Origin of the sequence: Nonomuraea sp. MG754425 (assembly GCF_021699195.1) — a bacterium.
Taxonomy (GTDB): Bacteria; Actinomycetota; Actinomycetes; order Streptosporangiales; family Streptosporangiaceae; genus Nonomuraea.
Genome location: NZ_SSXE01000001.1, coordinates 1 through 16,325, shown reverse-complemented (window position 1 = coordinate 16,325; position 16,325 = coordinate 1). Strand labels below are relative to the sequence as shown.

General features: G+C 70.0%; 19 protein-coding genes and 1 tRNA gene. 11 read left to right on the top strand and 9 right to left on the bottom strand.

What is annotated here, in order from left to right; all coding sequences use genetic code 11:
* Positions 1 to 53: 53 nt before the first annotated feature.
* The 3 genes from FAF44_RS00100 to FAF44_RS00090 form a co-directional block, all read right to left on the bottom strand.
* The gene (locus FAF44_RS00100; protein ID WP_308193265.1) at positions 54 to 602 is read right to left on the bottom strand and encodes a thioredoxin domain-containing protein; all 549 of its coding nucleotides are present in this window, start codon (positions 600 to 602) and stop codon (positions 54 to 56) included.
* 220 nt (positions 603 to 822) lie between these two features.
* Positions 823 to 896, bottom strand: a tRNA-Pro gene (locus FAF44_RS00095).
* Positions 897 to 960: 64 nt separating this feature from the next.
* Positions 961 to 1,824, bottom strand: coding sequence for a metallophosphoesterase (locus FAF44_RS00090; protein WP_237100955.1), 864 nt, complete (start codon positions 1,822 to 1,824; stop codon positions 961 to 963).
* A gap of 121 nt (positions 1,825 to 1,945) precedes the next feature.
* Between FAF44_RS00090 and FAF44_RS00085 the strand changes: the two genes are divergently transcribed.
* Complete coding sequence (locus tag FAF44_RS00085) at positions 1,946 to 2,404, top strand: GatB/YqeY domain-containing protein (protein ID WP_237100856.1); 459 nt, start codon at positions 1,946 to 1,948, stop codon at positions 2,402 to 2,404.
* A 267-nt stretch (positions 2,405 to 2,671) separates the two neighbouring features.
* On the opposite strand, the gene FAF44_RS00080 is transcribed toward FAF44_RS00085, so the two are convergent.
* Complete coding sequence (locus tag FAF44_RS00080) at positions 2,672 to 4,936, bottom strand: transglycosylase domain-containing protein (protein WP_237100855.1); 2,265 nt, start codon at positions 4,934 to 4,936, stop codon at positions 2,672 to 2,674.
* A gap of 243 nt (positions 4,937 to 5,179) precedes the next feature.
* Here FAF44_RS00080 and FAF44_RS00075 point away from each other — a divergent pair, with 243 nt between their 5' ends.
* Positions 5,180 to 5,476, top strand: coding sequence for a WhiB family transcriptional regulator (locus FAF44_RS00075; RefSeq protein WP_020542548.1), 297 nt, complete (start codon positions 5,180 to 5,182; stop codon positions 5,474 to 5,476).
* Between the two features lie 47 nt (positions 5,477 to 5,523).
* On the opposite strand, the gene FAF44_RS00070 is transcribed toward FAF44_RS00075, so the two are convergent.
* Both FAF44_RS00070 and FAF44_RS00065 read right to left on the bottom strand, forming a co-directional pair.
* Positions 5,524 to 6,651 (bottom strand): ArsA family ATPase, encoded by a 1,128-nt coding sequence (locus FAF44_RS00070; RefSeq protein ID WP_237100854.1) that lies wholly within the window; start codon positions 6,649 to 6,651, stop codon positions 5,524 to 5,526.
* The gene (locus FAF44_RS00065; RefSeq protein ID WP_237100853.1) at positions 6,648 to 7,649 is read right to left on the bottom strand and encodes an ArsA-related P-loop ATPase; all 1,002 of its coding nucleotides are present in this window, start codon (positions 7,647 to 7,649) and stop codon (positions 6,648 to 6,650) included. Before FAF44_RS00065 ends, FAF44_RS00070 begins: the two co-directional genes overlap by 4 nt.
* A 77-nt stretch (positions 7,650 to 7,726) precedes the next feature.
* On the opposite strand from FAF44_RS00065, the gene FAF44_RS00060 reads away from it, so the two are divergent.
* The 4 genes from FAF44_RS00060 to FAF44_RS00045 all read left to right on the top strand — a co-directional run bounded on the left by FAF44_RS00060 (position 7,727) and on the right by FAF44_RS00045 (position 9,995).
* Positions 7,727 to 7,882, top strand: a complete 156-nt coding sequence (locus tag FAF44_RS00060; protein ID WP_148438127.1) for a DUF4177 domain-containing protein — start codon at positions 7,727 to 7,729, stop codon at positions 7,880 to 7,882.
* A complete protein-coding gene (locus FAF44_RS00055; protein WP_237100852.1) occupies positions 7,879 to 8,340 on the top strand; it encodes a RidA family protein in 462 nt (153 codons plus the stop codon). The genes FAF44_RS00060 and FAF44_RS00055 overlap by 4 nt, the downstream gene beginning before the upstream one ends.
* Positions 8,341 to 8,412: 72 nt before the next feature.
* Positions 8,413 to 9,207: an NUDIX hydrolase gene (locus tag FAF44_RS00050; RefSeq protein WP_237100954.1), complete on the top strand. Its 795-nt coding sequence runs from the start codon at positions 8,413 to 8,415 to the stop codon at positions 9,205 to 9,207.
* Positions 9,204 to 9,995: an MBL fold metallo-hydrolase gene (locus tag FAF44_RS00045; RefSeq protein WP_237100851.1), complete on the top strand. Its 792-nt coding sequence runs from the start codon at positions 9,204 to 9,206 to the stop codon at positions 9,993 to 9,995. Before FAF44_RS00050 ends, FAF44_RS00045 begins: the two co-directional genes overlap by 4 nt.
* Here FAF44_RS00045 and FAF44_RS00040 read toward each other — a convergent pair.
* Positions 9,977 to 10,612, bottom strand: coding sequence for a Crp/Fnr family transcriptional regulator (locus FAF44_RS00040; RefSeq protein WP_237100953.1), 636 nt, complete (start codon positions 10,610 to 10,612; stop codon positions 9,977 to 9,979). The two genes, FAF44_RS00045 and FAF44_RS00040, sit on opposite strands and share 19 nt — an antisense overlap.
* Positions 10,613 to 10,814: 202 nt before the next feature.
* Positions 10,815 to 11,267, bottom strand: a complete 453-nt coding sequence (locus tag FAF44_RS00035) for a hypothetical protein (RefSeq protein WP_237100850.1) — start codon at positions 11,265 to 11,267, stop codon at positions 10,815 to 10,817.
* An 87-nt stretch (positions 11,268 to 11,354) separates the two neighbouring features.
* Between FAF44_RS00035 and nth the strand changes: the two genes are divergently transcribed.
* Both nth and FAF44_RS00025 read left to right on the top strand, forming a co-directional pair.
* On the top strand, positions 11,355 to 12,077 hold the full coding sequence (gene nth, locus FAF44_RS00030; RefSeq protein ID WP_237100849.1) for an endonuclease III: 723 nt from the start codon (positions 11,355 to 11,357) through the stop codon (positions 12,075 to 12,077).
* 49 nt (positions 12,078 to 12,126) lie between these two features.
* Entirely contained in the window at positions 12,127 to 12,774 is a 648-nt protein-coding gene (locus tag FAF44_RS00025) for a CoA pyrophosphatase (protein ID WP_237100848.1), read from the top strand.
* On the opposite strand, the gene FAF44_RS00020 is transcribed toward FAF44_RS00025, so the two are convergent.
* Positions 12,771 to 13,262 carry a HEAT repeat domain-containing protein gene (locus FAF44_RS00020; protein ID WP_237100847.1) on the bottom strand — a complete coding sequence of 164 codons (492 nt, stop codon included), beginning with the start codon at positions 13,260 to 13,262 and terminating at the stop codon, positions 12,771 to 12,773. The two genes, FAF44_RS00025 and FAF44_RS00020, sit on opposite strands and share 4 nt — an antisense overlap.
* Before the next feature lie 102 nt (positions 13,263 to 13,364).
* On the opposite strand from FAF44_RS00020, the gene FAF44_RS00015 reads away from it, so the two are divergent.
* From FAF44_RS00015 to FAF44_RS00005, 3 genes are all read left to right on the top strand, one after another.
* On the top strand, positions 13,365 to 14,555 hold the full coding sequence (locus FAF44_RS00015; protein ID WP_237100846.1) for a MarP family serine protease: 1,191 nt from the start codon (positions 13,365 to 13,367) through the stop codon (positions 14,553 to 14,555).
* Positions 14,556 to 14,634: 79 nt separating this feature from the next.
* Positions 14,635 to 15,606, top strand: a complete 972-nt coding sequence (locus FAF44_RS00010; protein WP_237100845.1) for an aldo/keto reductase — start codon at positions 14,635 to 14,637, stop codon at positions 15,604 to 15,606.
* Between the two features lie 4 nt (positions 15,607 to 15,610).
* Positions 15,611 to 16,228, top strand: a complete 618-nt coding sequence (locus FAF44_RS00005; protein WP_237100844.1) for a TetR/AcrR family transcriptional regulator — start codon at positions 15,611 to 15,613, stop codon at positions 16,226 to 16,228.
* Positions 16,229 to 16,325: the final 97 nt, after the last annotated feature.

Below are 16,325 nucleotides of genomic sequence, written 5' to 3'. Positions count from 1 at the left end.
TCGTACGCTCACCAAGAAACCGGAACCCCGCCAGCCTCCCCCCAGTTCGATCATCAGATTCTTGACCTGCTGCGCAAACACCGCCGAGTCAGATGCTCGGTCACGCCGAGGACGTGCACCCGACGAGTGCTGATCTCTATGACAACCAGGCAATACAGGCACTTGAATGATCCGGGTGTCTCGCGCTCCAGCGTCAGTGCGGACTTCTGTCGGCGGAATTCGCCGCGCGCTGGGTCGGCGGTCGGACGTCCGGCCCTGCCGGAAGGGTGAGTCGCGGTGTGGTTCACAGGTGAGACTGGATGAACTCCGCGATCTGGGCCTTGCTCCACGGGCCGATCCTGCGGTCGACGACGGTGCCGTTCTTGAACAGCAGGAGGGGTGGGGATGGCGTTGATCCCGTAGTCGCGTGGGGTGTTCGGGTTGCGGTCGATGTTGAGTTCCCCGATGACGAGCCTGCCGCTGTATTCCGGGACGAGTTGTTCGAGATCGGACTTCATCATGAGGCACGGTCCGCTCCACTGGGCCCAGAAGAACGTTCCGGGCGTCGGGTGCGAGCTGGGTCTGTGCGATCGGCGGGCGGGCCTGGGCCGGTGCGGCCGCACGAGACAGCCCGAACTCGTGGTCCCGCTTCGGGCCGAGCGCTTGGTCGGTGGAGCCAGGTACCAGATGTTCAAGCGGATGCAGCGGTGACTGATTTCTAGGGCTGCCTGAGGTCGCCAACGGCCGCATGATCGGGTTCAAACCACTAACGACACGCTAACAAACGATCGAGGGCCTGATCGCTGTTCCCAGCGATCAGGCCCTCGACCTGCGGTAACACTGTCGGGGTGGCGGGATTTGAACCCACGACCTCTTCGTCCCGAACGAAGCGCGCTGCCAAGCTGCGCTACACCCCGGTGCACGCCGTCGTGCGCGTGCTGGAAAAAGTCTAGCGGACTTCCAAGGTGTTTGTGACCGCCTTTATCTCCGGGGTACCAGGGTGAGGAGCGTCGCCTCCGGGAAGCAGGCGAAGCGGGCCGGGGCGTACGGGGAGGTGCCGAGGCCGGCGGAGACGTGCAGCCAGGCCGCGTCGTGGCGGCTGAGCCCCTTGACCCGGGCGCGGTCGATGCCGCAGTTCGTCACCAGGGCGCCGTAGAACGGGATGCAGAGCTGGCCCCCGTGCGTGTGGCCGGCCAGCAGGAGCTGGTAGCCGTCGGTGGCGAAGCGGGTCATGTTGCGGGGCTCCGGCGAGTGCATGACGCCCAGGCGGAGGTCGGCGTCCGACGGGGCGGGGCCGGCGACCAGGTCGTAGCGGTCGCGGGAGATGTGGGAGTCGTGGATGCCGGCCACCGCCACGTCGAGGTCGCCGACCTTCACGCGGGCCGTGGTGTTGTTCATGTCGAGCCAGCCCTCGGCCGCCATGCCCGCCCCCAGCTCCTCCCAGGGCAGCGTGGGCACGTGCTGGCGGCGCTCGTTCTTGGACGTACGCCACAGGTAGCGGGCCGGGTTCTTCGGCTTCGGGGCGTAGAGGTCGTTGGAGCCGTAGACGAACAGGCCCGGCCGGGACAGCAGGGGCTCCAGGGCGTGCAGGAGCGAGGGGACGGCGTCCGGATGGGCGATGGAGTCGCCGGTGTTGACGACGAGGTCGGGCTCCAGCGCGCCGAGCGAGCGAACCCAGTTGATCAGCATCGTCCGGCGCGGCGTCAGGTGCAGGTCCGACAGGTGGAGGACGCGCACGGGACGCTGGCCGCGCTCCAGCACGGGCACGTCGAAGCGGCGCAGCCGGAACCAGTTCCGCTCCACCACGGAGGCGTAACCCAGCCCGGCCAGGCCGAGACCGAGCATGGACAGGGGTACTGCGACGGCTTTCCTCACGTACTCATGATGCCCGAGATCCGGCGTCAGGCGACCCCCGGTGACGCCGTGGTGCGACCCGGGGGTCCGCGCAGACGGCAAGATGGAGCGCATGAGCGCATTGAAGGACAAGCTGAAGGCCGACTTGACGGCCTCGCTGAAGAACAAGGACGAGGTCCGCCTCCGCACGGTCCGCATGGCCCTGGCCGCGATCAACGTCGAGGAGGTCGCGGGCAAGACGGCGAGGCAGCTCTCGGACGACGAGGTCGTCAAGGTCCTGACGAAGGAGGCCAAGAAGCGGCGCGAGGCGGCCGAGGCGTTCGGCAACGCGGGGCGCAAGGAGCAGGCCGAGGCCGAGCTGGCCGAGCAGGCGGTGCTGGAGGAGTACCTGCCCGCGCAGCTCTCCGACGAGGAGCTGAAGACGCTGGTGGAGGCCGCCGTAGCCGAGACCGGCGCCGCGGGGCCGCAGGCGATGGGGCAGGTCATGAAGGCGGTCAACCCGAAGGTGGCCGGGCGCGCCGAGGGCGGTCGGGTGGCTGCCGCGGTCAAGGCCCGGCTGGCCGCGGGCTAGCCTCACCACCCCGGCAGCCGCCGAGCCCGGTTCTCGGCCGCGGCTCAAGCCGTCCGGTAAAGCTCGAAGCTGTCCGGTAGGGGCCGGGCGCTCAGGCGCCCGCCGGCCGCCCTCTCCACACCGCCCGAAGGGCCGCAGAGCGCCCAGAGAGCCCGGGAGGGCCCAAGGGGCGCCCAGAACCGCTCTGGGGGCGCCCTCAGAGCCTCTGAGGCCCCGCCGAGACGGGGCCCACCCCACCGATCTCGCCAACCCCCCGGGGGGCGCCTCTCAGCGGCCCGGGGTGATCGGCCCGGCGTCGCCACCGCGCCCGCGCCCGTCGCCCCGGCCGTCACCACGTCCGTCGCCGCGTCCGTCCGGCGGGCCGTCGCCGTTGCCCGGGTTGAAGATGTCGAACGGGTCGCGCGGCCCTTCGTCGTCCTTCTTCTCCTTCTTCGGCTTGGGCGCGCAGTTGTCGCCGCAACCGCCGAAGCGTGACCTGTCGACCGCCGTGAAGTCGGTCGCCGCGACCCCCTTGAGCGCCTGGAGCATCGAGTCCTTCCAGATCCGCCCGGAGATCGACGCGCCGTAGACGTAGGGGTAGTACCGCCCGCCGATCGTGATCCCGATCAGCTTGTGCGCCGAGGTGCCGCGCGGGTCGCCGAGGCTGACGGCGGAGGCCAGGTTGGGCGTGTAACCGGCGAACCAGGCCGACATGTAGTTGTCGGTCGTGCCCGTCTTGCCGGCCGCGTCGCGGCCGATGCCGCCGACCTCCGTCATCGTGCCCTTGGTGAACACCCCGGACAGGATGCCGTTGACCGCGTCGGCGACCTCCTCCTCCAGCACCTGCGAGCACTTCGGCTTGTACTGGGTGGCCTTGCCGTAGCGGTCCTTGATCTCGGTGATGGCCAGCGGCCGGCAGTACTGGCCGCGCGAGGCGAAGACGGCGTACGAGCTGGCGATCGTGACGGGGTCGACCTCGTTGACCCCGAGCGTGAACGTCTCGACCTCCGACAGCTTCTGCCCGTCGGCCCGCTTGACGCCGAGCTTCTTGGCCATCTTGACCACGTCGCAGAGCCCGACTTCCTCCTGCAGCTTGACGAAGAACGTGTTCACCGAGCCCCAGGTGCCGGATTGCAGCGTCTTGAAGCCGCCGCCGCCCTCGCTGGAGTTGCGCACGGTGTGGGACGGGTCGCCGACGTTCTGGTTCTTGCAGTTCTTGAACGAGTTGTAGCCACTGGCGGTGTAGCCGGCGGGGGAGGGGAAGCCGTCGTCGTACTTCATGCCCGCCTCCAGGGCGGCGGCCAGGGTGTAGACCTTGGCCGTCGAGCCCTGCTGGAACCCGCGCCCGCCGCCGTGCGCGGCATCGGCCACGATGTTGTAGCTCATCTCGTTCTGCTTCTTGTCGCCGCCGAACTTCCGCGAGGCGGCCATCGCCTTGATCTCGCCGGTGCCGGGGACGACCATGGCCTGCGAGGCGACGGGCTTGTCCTTGGTGCTGACGTACTTCTTGATCGCCTTCTCGGCGGCGCTCTGCATCTTCGCGTCGAGCGTGGTCCTGATCTTCAGGCCGCCGCGCTGGAGCAGCTTCCTGCGCTCGTCCTGGTTCTTGCCGAAGTCCTCGTTGTTGAGGATCTCGTACTGGACGTAGAGGCAGAAGTACGGATACTTGCTGGCCTCGCACCCGCCGGGCACCTTGACGTCCTTGAAGCCCAGCTTCTTCTTCTTGGCCTCGGCGGCCTCCGCCGGCGTGATCTTGCCGAGCTCGGCCATCCGGTCGAGGACGATGTTGCGCCGGTCCTGCAGCAGCTTGCGGGACTCGGCGCCGATGTTGGGGTCGGTGCGCGCGGGGTTCTGCACCGCGCCGGCGAGCGTGGCGGCCTCGACGAGGTTGAGCTCGGAGGCCGGCTTGTCGAAGAAGCGCTTGGCCGCGGCCTGGACGCCGTGGGCGCCCGCGCCGAAGTAGGCGATGTTGAGGTACTTCTCAAGAATCTGGTTCTTGCTGTACTTCTTCTCGATCGCCATGGCGTTCCGCAACTCGGACAACTTGCGCGAGACGGTCGGCGCGATGGCAGCCGCCTGCTCCTCGGGCGTCTCGGCCTTGTTGACCAGAACCTGCTTGACGTACTGCTGGGTGATCGACGAGCCGCCCTGCGTGACGCCACCGCTGGTCACATTCTTGAGAAGCGCTCTTACCGTTCCCTCCACATCGATCGGCCCGTGCTGGTAGAAACGGAAGTCCTCGATCGCGATCAGCGCCGTCTGCATGATCGGGGCAACCTTGTCGAGGGTCACGGACTGCCGGTTCTCGAAGTAGAACTGGGCGATCTTCTTGCCGTCGGCGTCAAAGATCTCGGTGCGTTCGGACAGAGGAGGTTCGTCGAGCTCTTCGGGCTTGAGGTCGAGTGCCTCGACGGCGCCCCTGGTGGACATGCCCGCACCGCCTACCGCCGGCAGCGCCACGGCAGCGGCGAGCACACCCGCCGCCCCGCCTGCGATCAGGAGTCGCAGGACGTTCAGTACGGGGTTGGAGCGATCTTTGCGCTGCGCTTGCACGGTACCAAGAGTACGCGGAAAGACTGACCGAATCGGTAGCACGACACCATTTCGCCTTGACTGACGGGGGTGACTAGTCATTCCCGGTCAAGACCGCGGCGAGAAATTGGTCCTCTGGGGTCTGTCGGCCCGAACGTCTAGTTGCGTACGTTCTCCTCTGCGGCAACTGAATACGGAGGCTCGGCGCCCGCGCCCGTCGGCCCCAAATGACGACTGACCACCTAAGGGGAGTGGGGTCGAAAAATGTGGATCACGGATTGGACCTCCCGTGCCGCCTGTAAGGGTGCGGATCCGGATGCCCTGTTCGTGCAGGGCGCCGCGCAGAACAGAGCGAAGCTCATCTGCCGTGGCTGCCCGGTCCGTACTGAGTGCCTCGCCGATGCGCTGGACAACCGCATCGAGTTCGGGGTCTGGGGCGGTATGACCGAACGGGAACGACGTGCGCTGCTTCGACGGCGGCCCGACGTGGACTCGTGGCGCGAACTGCTCGAGTCCGCCAAGGAAGAGTACGAACGAACCAACGAGCTGATCGCGGGCTGATCCAGCCCGGCGACCGCGTACGGCCGGCGCCGCCGCCGGCCGTACCTCTATGCGGTGGCCAGCAGATCTCCGATCTGCCGCAGACCGGTGAGATCGTGTACGTCCTCGGACATGGCGCGTACCCGCACCACGGGCACCGTGGGGTGGGCCGAGATGAAATGCTCCTGCTCGCGGTGTTCGCGGGCGGAGAGTTGCATCCGCCCGGCGTGCAGCCGCAGCACGGCGGCGGTGAGCTCGTGCTCGCCCCTCGACTCCAAGTCCTCCGCGGCGGCGGCGCTGCGGGCGGCGGAGAGTCCGGAGGCGGGCGATGTGTGCACACGGTTGACGACGAGGCCAGCCAGGGGCATGCGCTCCTCGGCCAGGCGTTCGACGAAGTAGGACGCCTCGCGCATCGCGTCGCGCTCGGGCGCGGCCACCACCAGGAAGGCCGTGCCGGGCGCCTGAAGCAGTTGGTACGTCATCTCGGCCCGCTGCCTGAACCCGCCGAACACCGCGTCGAGCGCTGACACGAACGTCTGGAGATCCTTGATCACCTGGGCGCCGAGCAGCTTCGTCATCGCTCCGGCCATCAACCCGAACCCGGCGTTGAGCAGCCGGAACGCGCTGCGCCCGCCTGCCTTGGCGGGCGCGGTCAGCAGCTTGATGAACCGGCCGTCGAGGAAGCGCCCGAGCCGCTCGGGGGCGTCGAGGAAGTCGAGCGCCGAGCGTGAGGGCGGCGTGTCCACGATGATCAGGTCCCACTCGTCGGAGCGGCGGAGCTGACCCAGCTTCTCCATCGCCATGTACTCCTGCGTGCCCGAGAAGCTGGACGACAGGGACTGGTAGAAGGGGTTCGACAGGATCTGGCGGGCGCGGGCGGGATCGGCGTGCGCCTCGATGATCTCGTCGAACGTGCGCTTCATGTCCAGCATCATCGCGTAGAGCCGGCCCCCGCCCTCGGGCGAGCTGACCAGGCGCGGGGTGTTGTCCAGCTCGGTCAGCCCCATCGACTGGGCCAGGCGTCTGGCGGGGTCGACGGTCAGCACGACCGCGCACCTGCCGCGTTCGGCGGCGCGCAGGCCGAGGGCCGCCGCGGTCGTGGTCTTGCCCACGCCGCCGGCGCCGCAGCAGACGATGATCCTGGTGCCCTCGTCGTCGAGGATGGCGTCGATGTCGAGCCTGGCGGGTGTCTTCACGCTGCTCCCTGGGTGCGCATGGTCTCTGCCAGCTCGTACAGGCCGGCCAGGTCCACGCCGTCGGCCAGCAGCGGCAGCTCGTAGCTCGTCACTCCGGCTCCGGCGAGGGTCTCGCGCTCGGCCCGTTCCAGCTCGGTGCGGTGGGCGTGCTCGACAACCTCGCCGGCGAGCGCCGCGGCCAGCTCGGTGGCCTGCGCGCCGTCGGCCACGCCGGCCGCCTTGAGGCCCAGGACGATCTCGTCGGGGTCGAGGCGGCCCTTGACAGCGGAGTCAAGAGCTGCCTGTGGCAGCAGGGACTGACGCACCATGTTGATGAAAATCCCCCCGGCGGGGAGCCCGGCCGAACGCAATTCGGCGATGCCGTCGAGCGTCTCCTGCACCGGCATCTCCTCCAGCAACGTGACGAAATGCACAGCCGTCTCGGGGGACTTCACGACGCCGCTGACGAGATCCGAGTGGTTCTTGATGGGGCCGACCCTGGCCAGGCCGGCCACCTCCTTGGTGACGTTGAGGAAGCGGGTGATGCGGCCCGTGGGGGGCGCGTCGAGCACGACGGCGTCGTAGACGCGGCGGCCGTTCCTGCCGCGCCTGCGTACGGCCTCGGTGGTCTTGCCCGTGACGAGCACGTCGCGGAAGCCGGGGGCCACGGTGGTGGCGAAGTCGACGATGCCCATCTTGGTCAGCGCCCGGCCGGCCCTGCGCATCCCGTAGAACATCTCCATGTACTCGAGCATGGCCTCTTCGGGGTCGATGGCCAGCGCGTAGACGTCGCCGCCGGACGGCGCCACGGCGATCCGGCGCTCCTCGTACGGCAGCGGGGGCAGGTCGAAGATCTGCGCGATGCCCTGCCTGCCCTCCACCTCCACGAGCAGCACCTTGCGACCGCCCGAGGCGAGGGCGAGAGCGAGAGCGGCGGCGACGGTCGTCTTGCCGGTGCCGCCCTTGCCGGTGACGACGTGCAGTCTTACGTCGGCCCAATCCGGGTCGGGAGAATCCACGAATCCACGCTACCGAACGGTCACTTGTCGTCAGTCTGCGGCCGAGCTTTGAGATTGCTCACACTAATCTGATCCCCATGAAGAAATGGGAGTACCTCACGGCCCCCGTGTTGATCCACAACACGAAGATGATCCTCGACAACTTCGGCGCCGACGGCTGGGAGCTGGTCCAGATCGTCCAGGGCGCCACGCCCGAGCAGCTCGTCGCCTACTTCAAGAGGGAGAAGCAGTGACGTCGCCCGAGCAGCGGATCGAGGAGCTGGGCTTCACCCTGCCCGCGCCGGTCACGCCGGTGGGCTCCTACGTGCCCGCCGTCCGCACCGGTGATCTGGTCTACACCTCGGGTCAGGTGCCGATGATCGACGGCAAGCTGCACCAGACCGGCAAGCTCGGCGTCGACCTGGGCGTCGACGAGGGCAAGGGGCAGGCCCGCATCTGCGTGCTCAACGCGCTGGCGGCGCTGAAGGCCGAGCTGGGCGAGCTGTCCAGGGTGCGGCGGATCGTCAAGGTCGTGGTCTTCGTCGCGAGTGCTCCCGGTTTCACCGAGCAGCCGCAGGTGGCCAACGGCGCCAGCGACCTGCTCGCCGAGGTGTTCGGCGACGCGGGCAGGCACGCGCGCAGCGCGGTGGGCGTGGCCGCCCTGCCGCTCGACGTGCCCGTCGAGGTGGAGCTGATCGCCGAAGTCGGCTGAGTGGGCATATGTCACCATGACCGAGTGATGTTCTAGGAATGTAATGTTCCAGAAGGAGGTCAGGTGACCGGATTGCCGCTTCCAGCCGAACTCGCCGCCCGGGCACGAGACGTCCTGGCCGGGCGGATCGTGCCGGTGCTGGCGCGGGACGCCGCCACCGTGGTGCTCCTGCGCCCGGGGCCGGAGGTCTACCTGCTGCGGCGCAAGGCGACGATGGCCTTCGCCGCAGGCGCGTACGTCTTCCCCGGCGGGTCCGTGGACGCGCGTGACACCGACCAGGCGGTGGCCTGGGCCGGGCCGTCCCCGGCGGAGTGGGGCGAGGTGCTCAACGCCGGCGAGCGGCTGGCGCGGGGGCTGGTGTGCGCGGCCGTGCGCGAGACGTTCGAGGAGTCCGGTGTGCTGCTGGCGGGCCCGGGGCCGGACTCCGTGGTGGCCGACACGACCGGCGACGACTGGGAGGCCGACCGGCTGGCGCTGATCGACCACAGCCTCGGCTTCGCCGACTTCCTCGCCCGGCGCGGCCTGGTGCTGCGCTCCGACCTGCTCAAGGCGTGGGCCCACTGGATCACGCCGGAGATCGAGCAGCGGCGCTTCGACACCCGCTTCTTCGTCGCCGTGCTGCCCGAGGGGCAGCGCACGCGTGACGTGGGCGGCGAGGCCGACCGGGTGGTGTGGCAGCGGCCGGGCCGGGCGCTGGAGCTGGCGGGCGGGGGCGAGATCTTCCTGATGCCGCCCACCCACCACACTCTGACCGAGCTGGCCGCGTACGACGGCCTGGCCGGGGTGCTGGCCGCGCCGCGACAGATCGTGACCATCCTGCCCAGAGCGGTGGAGATCGAGGGCGAGATGCGGCTGGTGACGATGTGAGCGGCCTGCACATCCCCATCGGGACGCCCGACGGCTCCCGTACGGAACACGCCGAGAACCTGCTCGCCCCCAACCCGTCGGCGATGACCCTCGACGGCACCAACACGTGGGTGGTCGGGGCCGGCGAGGACGTGGTCGTCGTCGATCCGGGCCCGGACGACAAGGCGCACCTGACCCACGTCCGCGACCACCTCGCGGGGCGCCGCGTCACCGGGATCCTGCTCAGCCACGGCCACTTCGACCACAGCGGCGGCGCGCGCACCTTCGCCGGCATGGTGGACGCGCCCGTGCGCGCCCTGGACCCGCGTCACCGCCTCGGGGACGAGGGCCTCGGCGACGGCGACGTGGTGACCGTGGGCGGCCTGGAGATCCACGTGTTCGGCACGCCGGGCCACTCGTTCGACTCGCTGTGCTTCTGGCTGCCCGCCGACAGGGCGATGCTGACCGGCGACACCGTGCTCGGCAGGGGCACCACGATCATCGCCCGCGACGGCGGCCTGGCCGAGTACCTGCGCAGCCTCGACCGGCTCAGGGCGGCGGCGGAGAGCCTGGAGGCGCAGGCGCTGCTGCCGGGCCACGGCCCCGTGCTGGCCGACCCGATCGGGGCGCTCGACGGCTACATCGCGCACCGGCGCGAGCGGCTCGACCAGATCAGGGCGGCACGCGCGCAAGGCGCCAGGACGCCGCGCCAGATCGTCAAGATCGTGTACGCCGACGTCGACCGTTCACTGTGGCCGGCCGCCGAGATGTCGGTGCTGGCCCAGCTCGACTACCTCGACCGGTTGTAGAGCCGGTCCATGTCGAGGATGACCACGGCCTTGGCCTCGATCCGCAGCCAGCCCCGCTGCGCGAAGTCGGCCAGCGCCTTGTTGACGGTCTCGCGCGAGGCGCCCACGAGCTGCGCGAGCTCCTCCTGGGTCAGGTCGTGGTGCACCCGCAGGCCGTCGTCGGTCTTGGCGCCGAAGCGCTCGGCCAGGTCGAGCAACTGCTTGGCCACCCGGCCGGGCACGTCGGTGAAGACCAGGTCGGCCAGTACGTCGTTGGTGCGGCGCAGTCGCTGCGCCAACGCGCGCAGCAGGTGGAGCGCCACCTCGGGCCGGCCGGTCAGCCAGGGCCGCAGGTCGTCGTGGCCGAGCCCGGCCAGGCGCACCTCGGTGAGCGCCGTCGCCGTGGCCGTGCGCGGGCGCGGGTCGAACAGCGACAACTCGCCGAACATCTCACTCGGCCCCAGCACGCTCAGCAGGTTCTCCCGCCCGTCGGGGGAGGTGCGGGAAAGCTTGATCTTGCCTTCCAGGACGACGTAGAGGCGGTCGCCCGTCTCGTTCTCGTGGAAGAGCGTCTGCCCCTTGGAAAGCTGGACCTCGGTGATGCTCGTCCGTAGCGCCGCGGCGCTCTCGCGATCCAGCGCGGCGAACAGGGGGGCCTTGCCCAGCACATCTTCGGTGTTCACTCTGCCTCCTCTGCTGCCATTGTGACTCACCCCACTTCGGGCGGCACACACAGGTTATGGGAATGCTGGAGTGGTCTGGGCTTGCCCGAATATGTGAAGTCCAGGGGGAAAGTTACCGGACGGCCGTTTCCGATCCGTGACCGGCACCGCCCCAAGCTCAGCCCGCCTTGGCCAGCAGGTCGTCCACCGACGCCACGGCCGCCGAGACGGACCGGCTCAGCAGCACCCGCAGCACCTCCACGGACCTCGGGCGCGCCGCGGGGTCCGGCAGGCGGCACTGCTGGATCGCGATGCGCAGCGCGGGCGGCAGCGCGCGCAGGTCGCCCTCCCGCGCGCCGGTGGCCGCGAACACCACCAGGTCCGCCCAGGCCCGGACGTCCTCCGCCTCCGGCAGGTCGCCGGCGGCCGGCGCGATCTGCCAGCCGATGAGCACCTGCCCGTGCGCGCCGAGCGCCACGTTCTCGTTGCCGAGGCGTACCCCGGCGGTGCCGCGCGCGTGCAGCTTGGCCAGCGCCGCCACGCACGTCACGGCCAGCCGGTGCAGCGCCTGCCCGCGCAGCGGCCCCGCCTGACCGACGAACTCCGCCAGCGTCGTTCCCTGATCGCCCATTGCCCGGCCCCTTTCCGAACCGCCAGGTTGTACGCGGGCGGAGCCGTCTTGGGTTCAACCGTTCCCGGGAGCTTCTACTCTTGCGGCATGGCGACGAACGCGGCGGCGCGCAAGCCGGAGACCCAGCTCGCACTGGTCCGGCGGGCGCGCAGGATGAACCGCATCCTCGCGGAGACCTACCCCGACGCCCACTGCGAGCTTGATTTCGGCAACCCCCTGGAGCTGCTGGTCGCGACCATCCTGTCGGCCCAGTGCACGGACAAACGGGTCAACATGGTGACCCCCGTGCTCTTCGCGAAATACCCGGCGGTGGAGGACTACGCCGCCGCGGACCGGTCGGAGATGGAGGAGATCATCCGCTCGACCGGCTTCTTCCGCGCGAAGACCAACAGCATCATCGGCATGGCCCAGGCGATCTGCGAGCGTTACCGCGGCGAGGTGCCGGGCAGGCTGAAAGACCTGGTCACGCTGCCCGGAGTGGGCCGCAAGACGGCCAACGTGGTGCTCGGCAACGCCTTCGGCGTGCCCGGCCTGACCGTCGACACCCACTTCCAGCGCCTCGTACGCCGCTTCGGCTGGACCGAGGAGACCGACCCCGTCAAGATCGAGCACGTCGTGGGCGACCTGCTGCCCAAGCGCGAGTGGACGATCTTCTCCCACCGGGTGATCTGGCACGGCCGCCGCATCTGCCACGCCCGCCGGCCCGCGTGCGGCGTGTGCCCGCTGGCCGCGCTCTGCCCCTCGTACGGCACCGGCCCCACCGGCGCGGCGGAGGCCGCGAAGCTCGTCCGATCCGGCCCCTTCTCCTGACGGTGGAGCTCGGGGGAAGTCATTCACGTCACGGCGTGTTGGAGGTTGCGTGACCCAAGTGCCCGGCTGGCTGGAGACATTGGCGGCGCAAGCGCAGCGGATCCGAGTTCCCGTACCACTCCGGCCACCCGCGGGGCGCGGGCGCGAGGCGGCGGTGCTGATGTTGTTCGGCGACGGCCCGAACGGCCCTGACGTGCTGCTCATCCAGCGCAGCACGCGCGGGCGCCGGCATCCGGGCCAGCCGGCCTTCCCCGGCGGCGGCGTGGACCCCGGCGACGGCGGGCCGGTCGGGGCCGCGTTGCGCGAGGCCGAGGAGGAGACCGGGGCAGACCCGAGCGGGGTGCACGTGCTGTGCACGATGCCCGAGCTCTACCTGACCTTCAGCGACAACCGGGTCACGCCGGTCATCGCCTGGTGGCGCGAGCCGTCCGCGGTGCACGCGGCCTCGCCCGACGAGGTCGACTCGGTCGAGCGGGTGCCGATCGCCGAACTGGTCGATCCGGCGAACCGGGTCATGCTGCGCCATCCGCGCGGCACGGCGGGGCCGGCGTTCCGGGTGCGCGGGATGCTGGTGTGGGGGTTCACCGCGATGATCCTCGACACCGTGCTGCGCGAGGCCGGGCTGGAGCGGCCATGGGACCTGGGCCGGACGGAGGACCTGCCGCCCGACGTGGTCAACCTCGCCTCCAGGGGCTAGCCGGGCGACCTCAGCGCGACGCCGAGCGAGGCCCATCCGGCCACGTCGGCGTCGCTGTCGCGGGCCAGCGCGCGCAGGGTGTCCAGGCCGGCCCGGTCGGGCGGCTCGCCGAGGACGTGCTGCAGCGCGTACGCGGCCCCGTACCTGACCCGCGGGTCGCCGTGGGCGGCCAGGTCGATCACGGACGGCAGCGACCGCGGGTCGGCCAGATGGCCGAAGGCGATCAGCACCGAGTACAGCACCATGGCGTCGTCCTCGCTGGCGGCCAGGTAGCGCAGCACCGGCAGCGTGCGGTCCACGAACGGCCGCAACATGCCCATGATGTCCACGCCGAGCAGCCGTTCGGCGACGGTGTCGGCCGCGCACAGCCGTCTCGCCTCGATGAACGACTCCAGGTCGGCCCGCTGGCGCAGCATCGAGATCACGTGCCAGCGCAAGGGGCCGTCAGGATCGGTGTCGCGCAGAGCAGCCTGGATGAGATCGCGCACTGTTCCCTCGTCCGGCGGCATACGCTCAAGATAGCCAGGTGGGTGACGCCGTCCTGATCGAAGACGTGCACACTTGACCGTATCGCTGGTTACCTTTGAGACGTGCGCGGTGATCTGCTTGACCTCATCTTGATCGGCCTCGTGATCGCCTTCGGCGTCTCGGGTTACCGGCAGGGCTTCATCATCGGGGCGATGAGCTTCGTGGGGTTCGTGGGCGGGGCCGTGCTGGGAGTTTTCATCGCGCCGCCGATCTCCAAGGCGGTCGTCGAGGGTGACACGCCGCAGGCGCTGCTCGCGATCGTCATCGTGTTCCTGTCGGCGACGATCGGGCAGTTCGCCTCCTCCACGCTCGGGGCCGTCGTCCGCAGTCACGTCACGTGGGAGCCGGCCAAGATGGCCGACGCGATCGGCGGCACGTTCGCCAGCGCGCTGTCGGTGCTGGTCATCGCGTGGCTGATCGGCTCGCTGATCGTCTCCACCGCGTTCACCCCGCTCGTCGACCAGGTGAAGAACTCCGCGCTGCTCACCACGGTCGACGACGCCATCCCGCAGTCCGCGCGCAACTGGCAGCAGCCGTTCAAGAAGTTCATCGACCGTTCGGAGTTCCCGCCCGTCTTCGACGCGATCGGGGCGGGCACGCTCATCGACGTGCAGCCGCCCGACCAGAGCGTGTTGCAGGGCGCCAAGCTGAGCCGGTCCCGCCGCGCGATCGTGAAGGTCCAGGGCAACGCCGAGAGCTGTAACAAGCACATCGAGGGCACCGGCTTCGTCTACGCGGCCGGCCGGATCATGACCAACGCGCACGTGGTCGCGGGCGTCACCCGCGACCTTCAGGTGATCGACTACAACAACGTGCGCCACACGGCCACGGTCGTGCGCTACAACCCGCGCCGCGACATCGCCGTCCTCTACGTGCCGGGGCTCGACCTGCCGCAACTCTCCTTCGACGGCGACGGCGGGCGCGGCGACAACGCGATCATCGCCGGCTTCCCGAAGGGCAAGGGGTTCACCGCCGAGCCGGCCAGGATCGGCGGCCGGATCGAGGCCGAGGGCCCCGACATCTACCGCGAGAACACGGTCAGGCGCAAGGTGTACGCGATCCGCGGCCAGGTGCTGCCGGGCAACTCGGGCGGGCCGCTGCTGACGGTGAGCGGCCAGGTCTACGGCGTGATCTTCGCCGCGGCGATCAACGAGGAGCAGACCGGTTACGTGCTGACGGCCGAGGAGGTCGCCCCCGACGCCGCGGCGGGCCGCAACGACACCACGCAGGCCAGCACGCAGGAGTGCGACTGATCCCCTGAACGGCCCGCAAGGGGCGGCTTCTGCCGCACGTGTCGATGTGATAGCTTCTCACAATGTGAAAGGAAATCACATGGTGAAGATGCGACGCCTCGGAAAGACCGACATCGAGCTCACTCCCATCGGGCTGGGCTGCATGCAGTTCGCCGGCACCGCCAACATCACCCGCCTGATCATCAGGCCCATCGACCAGGAGCCCGCCACCGCGGTCGTACGGGCGGCGCTCGACGGCGGCGTCAACTGGTTCGACACCGCCGAGATGTACGGCGGCGGCCGGTCGGAGGAAGTCCTGGCCACCGCGCTGAAAGCGTGCGGCGTCAGGCCCGGCCAGGTCTCCGTGGCCACCAAATGGACCCCGACGGGGCGCACAGCCGCCAGCATCACCCGCACGATCGGCGACCGCCTGCGCCACCTCGGCGGGTTCCCCGTGGACCTGCACCAGATCCACATGCCGACCGGCTCGCTGTCGAGCATCCCGGCCCAGCTCAAGGCCATGGCAGGGCTGCTGAAAGCCGGCCGGATCCGCTCGGTGGGGGTGAGCAACTTCGCCGCCCGCCAGCTCGAACTCGCCCACCGGGTACTCGCCTCCGAAGGCGTCACCCTGGCCGCCAACCAGGTGCACATCAGCCTGCTGCACCGCAACGTCGAGCGCGACGGCGTCCTGGAGACCGCCCGCCGGCTCGGCGTCACGCTCATCGCCTACTCGCCGCTGGAGGGCGGGCTGCTCACCGGACGCTTCCACGACGACCCCGCGCTGGCCAGGACCGCTCCGGTGATGCGCAGGTTCTTCGGCCGCAAAGAGCTGAGCGCGGCCGGGCTCGCCCGCACCAGGCCGCTGATCGACGAGCTGCGCGCGATCGGCCAGGCGTACGGCGTGTCGGTCTCGCAGGTCGCCCTCAACTGGCTCATCACCCGCTACGGCGACACCGTCGTGGCCATCCCCGGCGCGTCCAAGCCGGGCCAGGCCGCCGCGGCGGCGGGCGCGATGGGCTTGCGGCTCACGGACGCCGAGGTCGGCAAGCTGGACGCGCTCTCGCTACGCTGAGGCGATGTCCCCGACGCCCCGACCCACCAAGCGCGACCGCTACCACCACGGAGACCTGCGGGCCGCGCTCATCGACACCGCGATGGAGCTGATCGCGGAGCAGGGCGTCCAGGGGTTCTCGCTGGCGGAGGCGAGCCGGCGGCTCGGCGTCGCGGTCAGCGCCCCCTACCGGCACTTCGCCGACCGCGACGAACTGCTGGTCGCGGTGAAGGCCCGCGCGGGCGAACTGCTCGTCGCCGCCGTGACGGCCGAGCGCGCCGGCGACTCGCCCGAGGACCGGCTCACGGCCGTGGCCAGGGGGTACGTACGATTCGCCGCCCAGCACCGAGCCCTGTTCGACGTACTGTTCGGCAGCATGCCCCCCACAGGCGAACCGGAGATCGAACAAGCCACCAAGCCCGTAAAAGACGTCTTCGGCTCGGCCGCGATGGCGTTGTCGGGCGGCGACCGGGAGGCCGCCGAGCGGCTGGGGCTGGCCGTGGCCGCCACCGCCCACGGGCACGCCTGGCTGCTGCACACGGGGATGTTTGGCACGGGGGAGGAGTCGGTGGACACGGCGGTGCGGCGCGCCGCCGCCGCCACGCTCGCCGTGGTCTCGGGCCGGGCCGCGCTCTCCCTCTAGTACTACAGCCTGATTTCGTGATGCTTGAGCCAGCGTTTCCAGTAGTGGCTACTGCGGGCGCGGGTCTGGTGTTGTCGGCGGCGGTGCGACCAGGCGA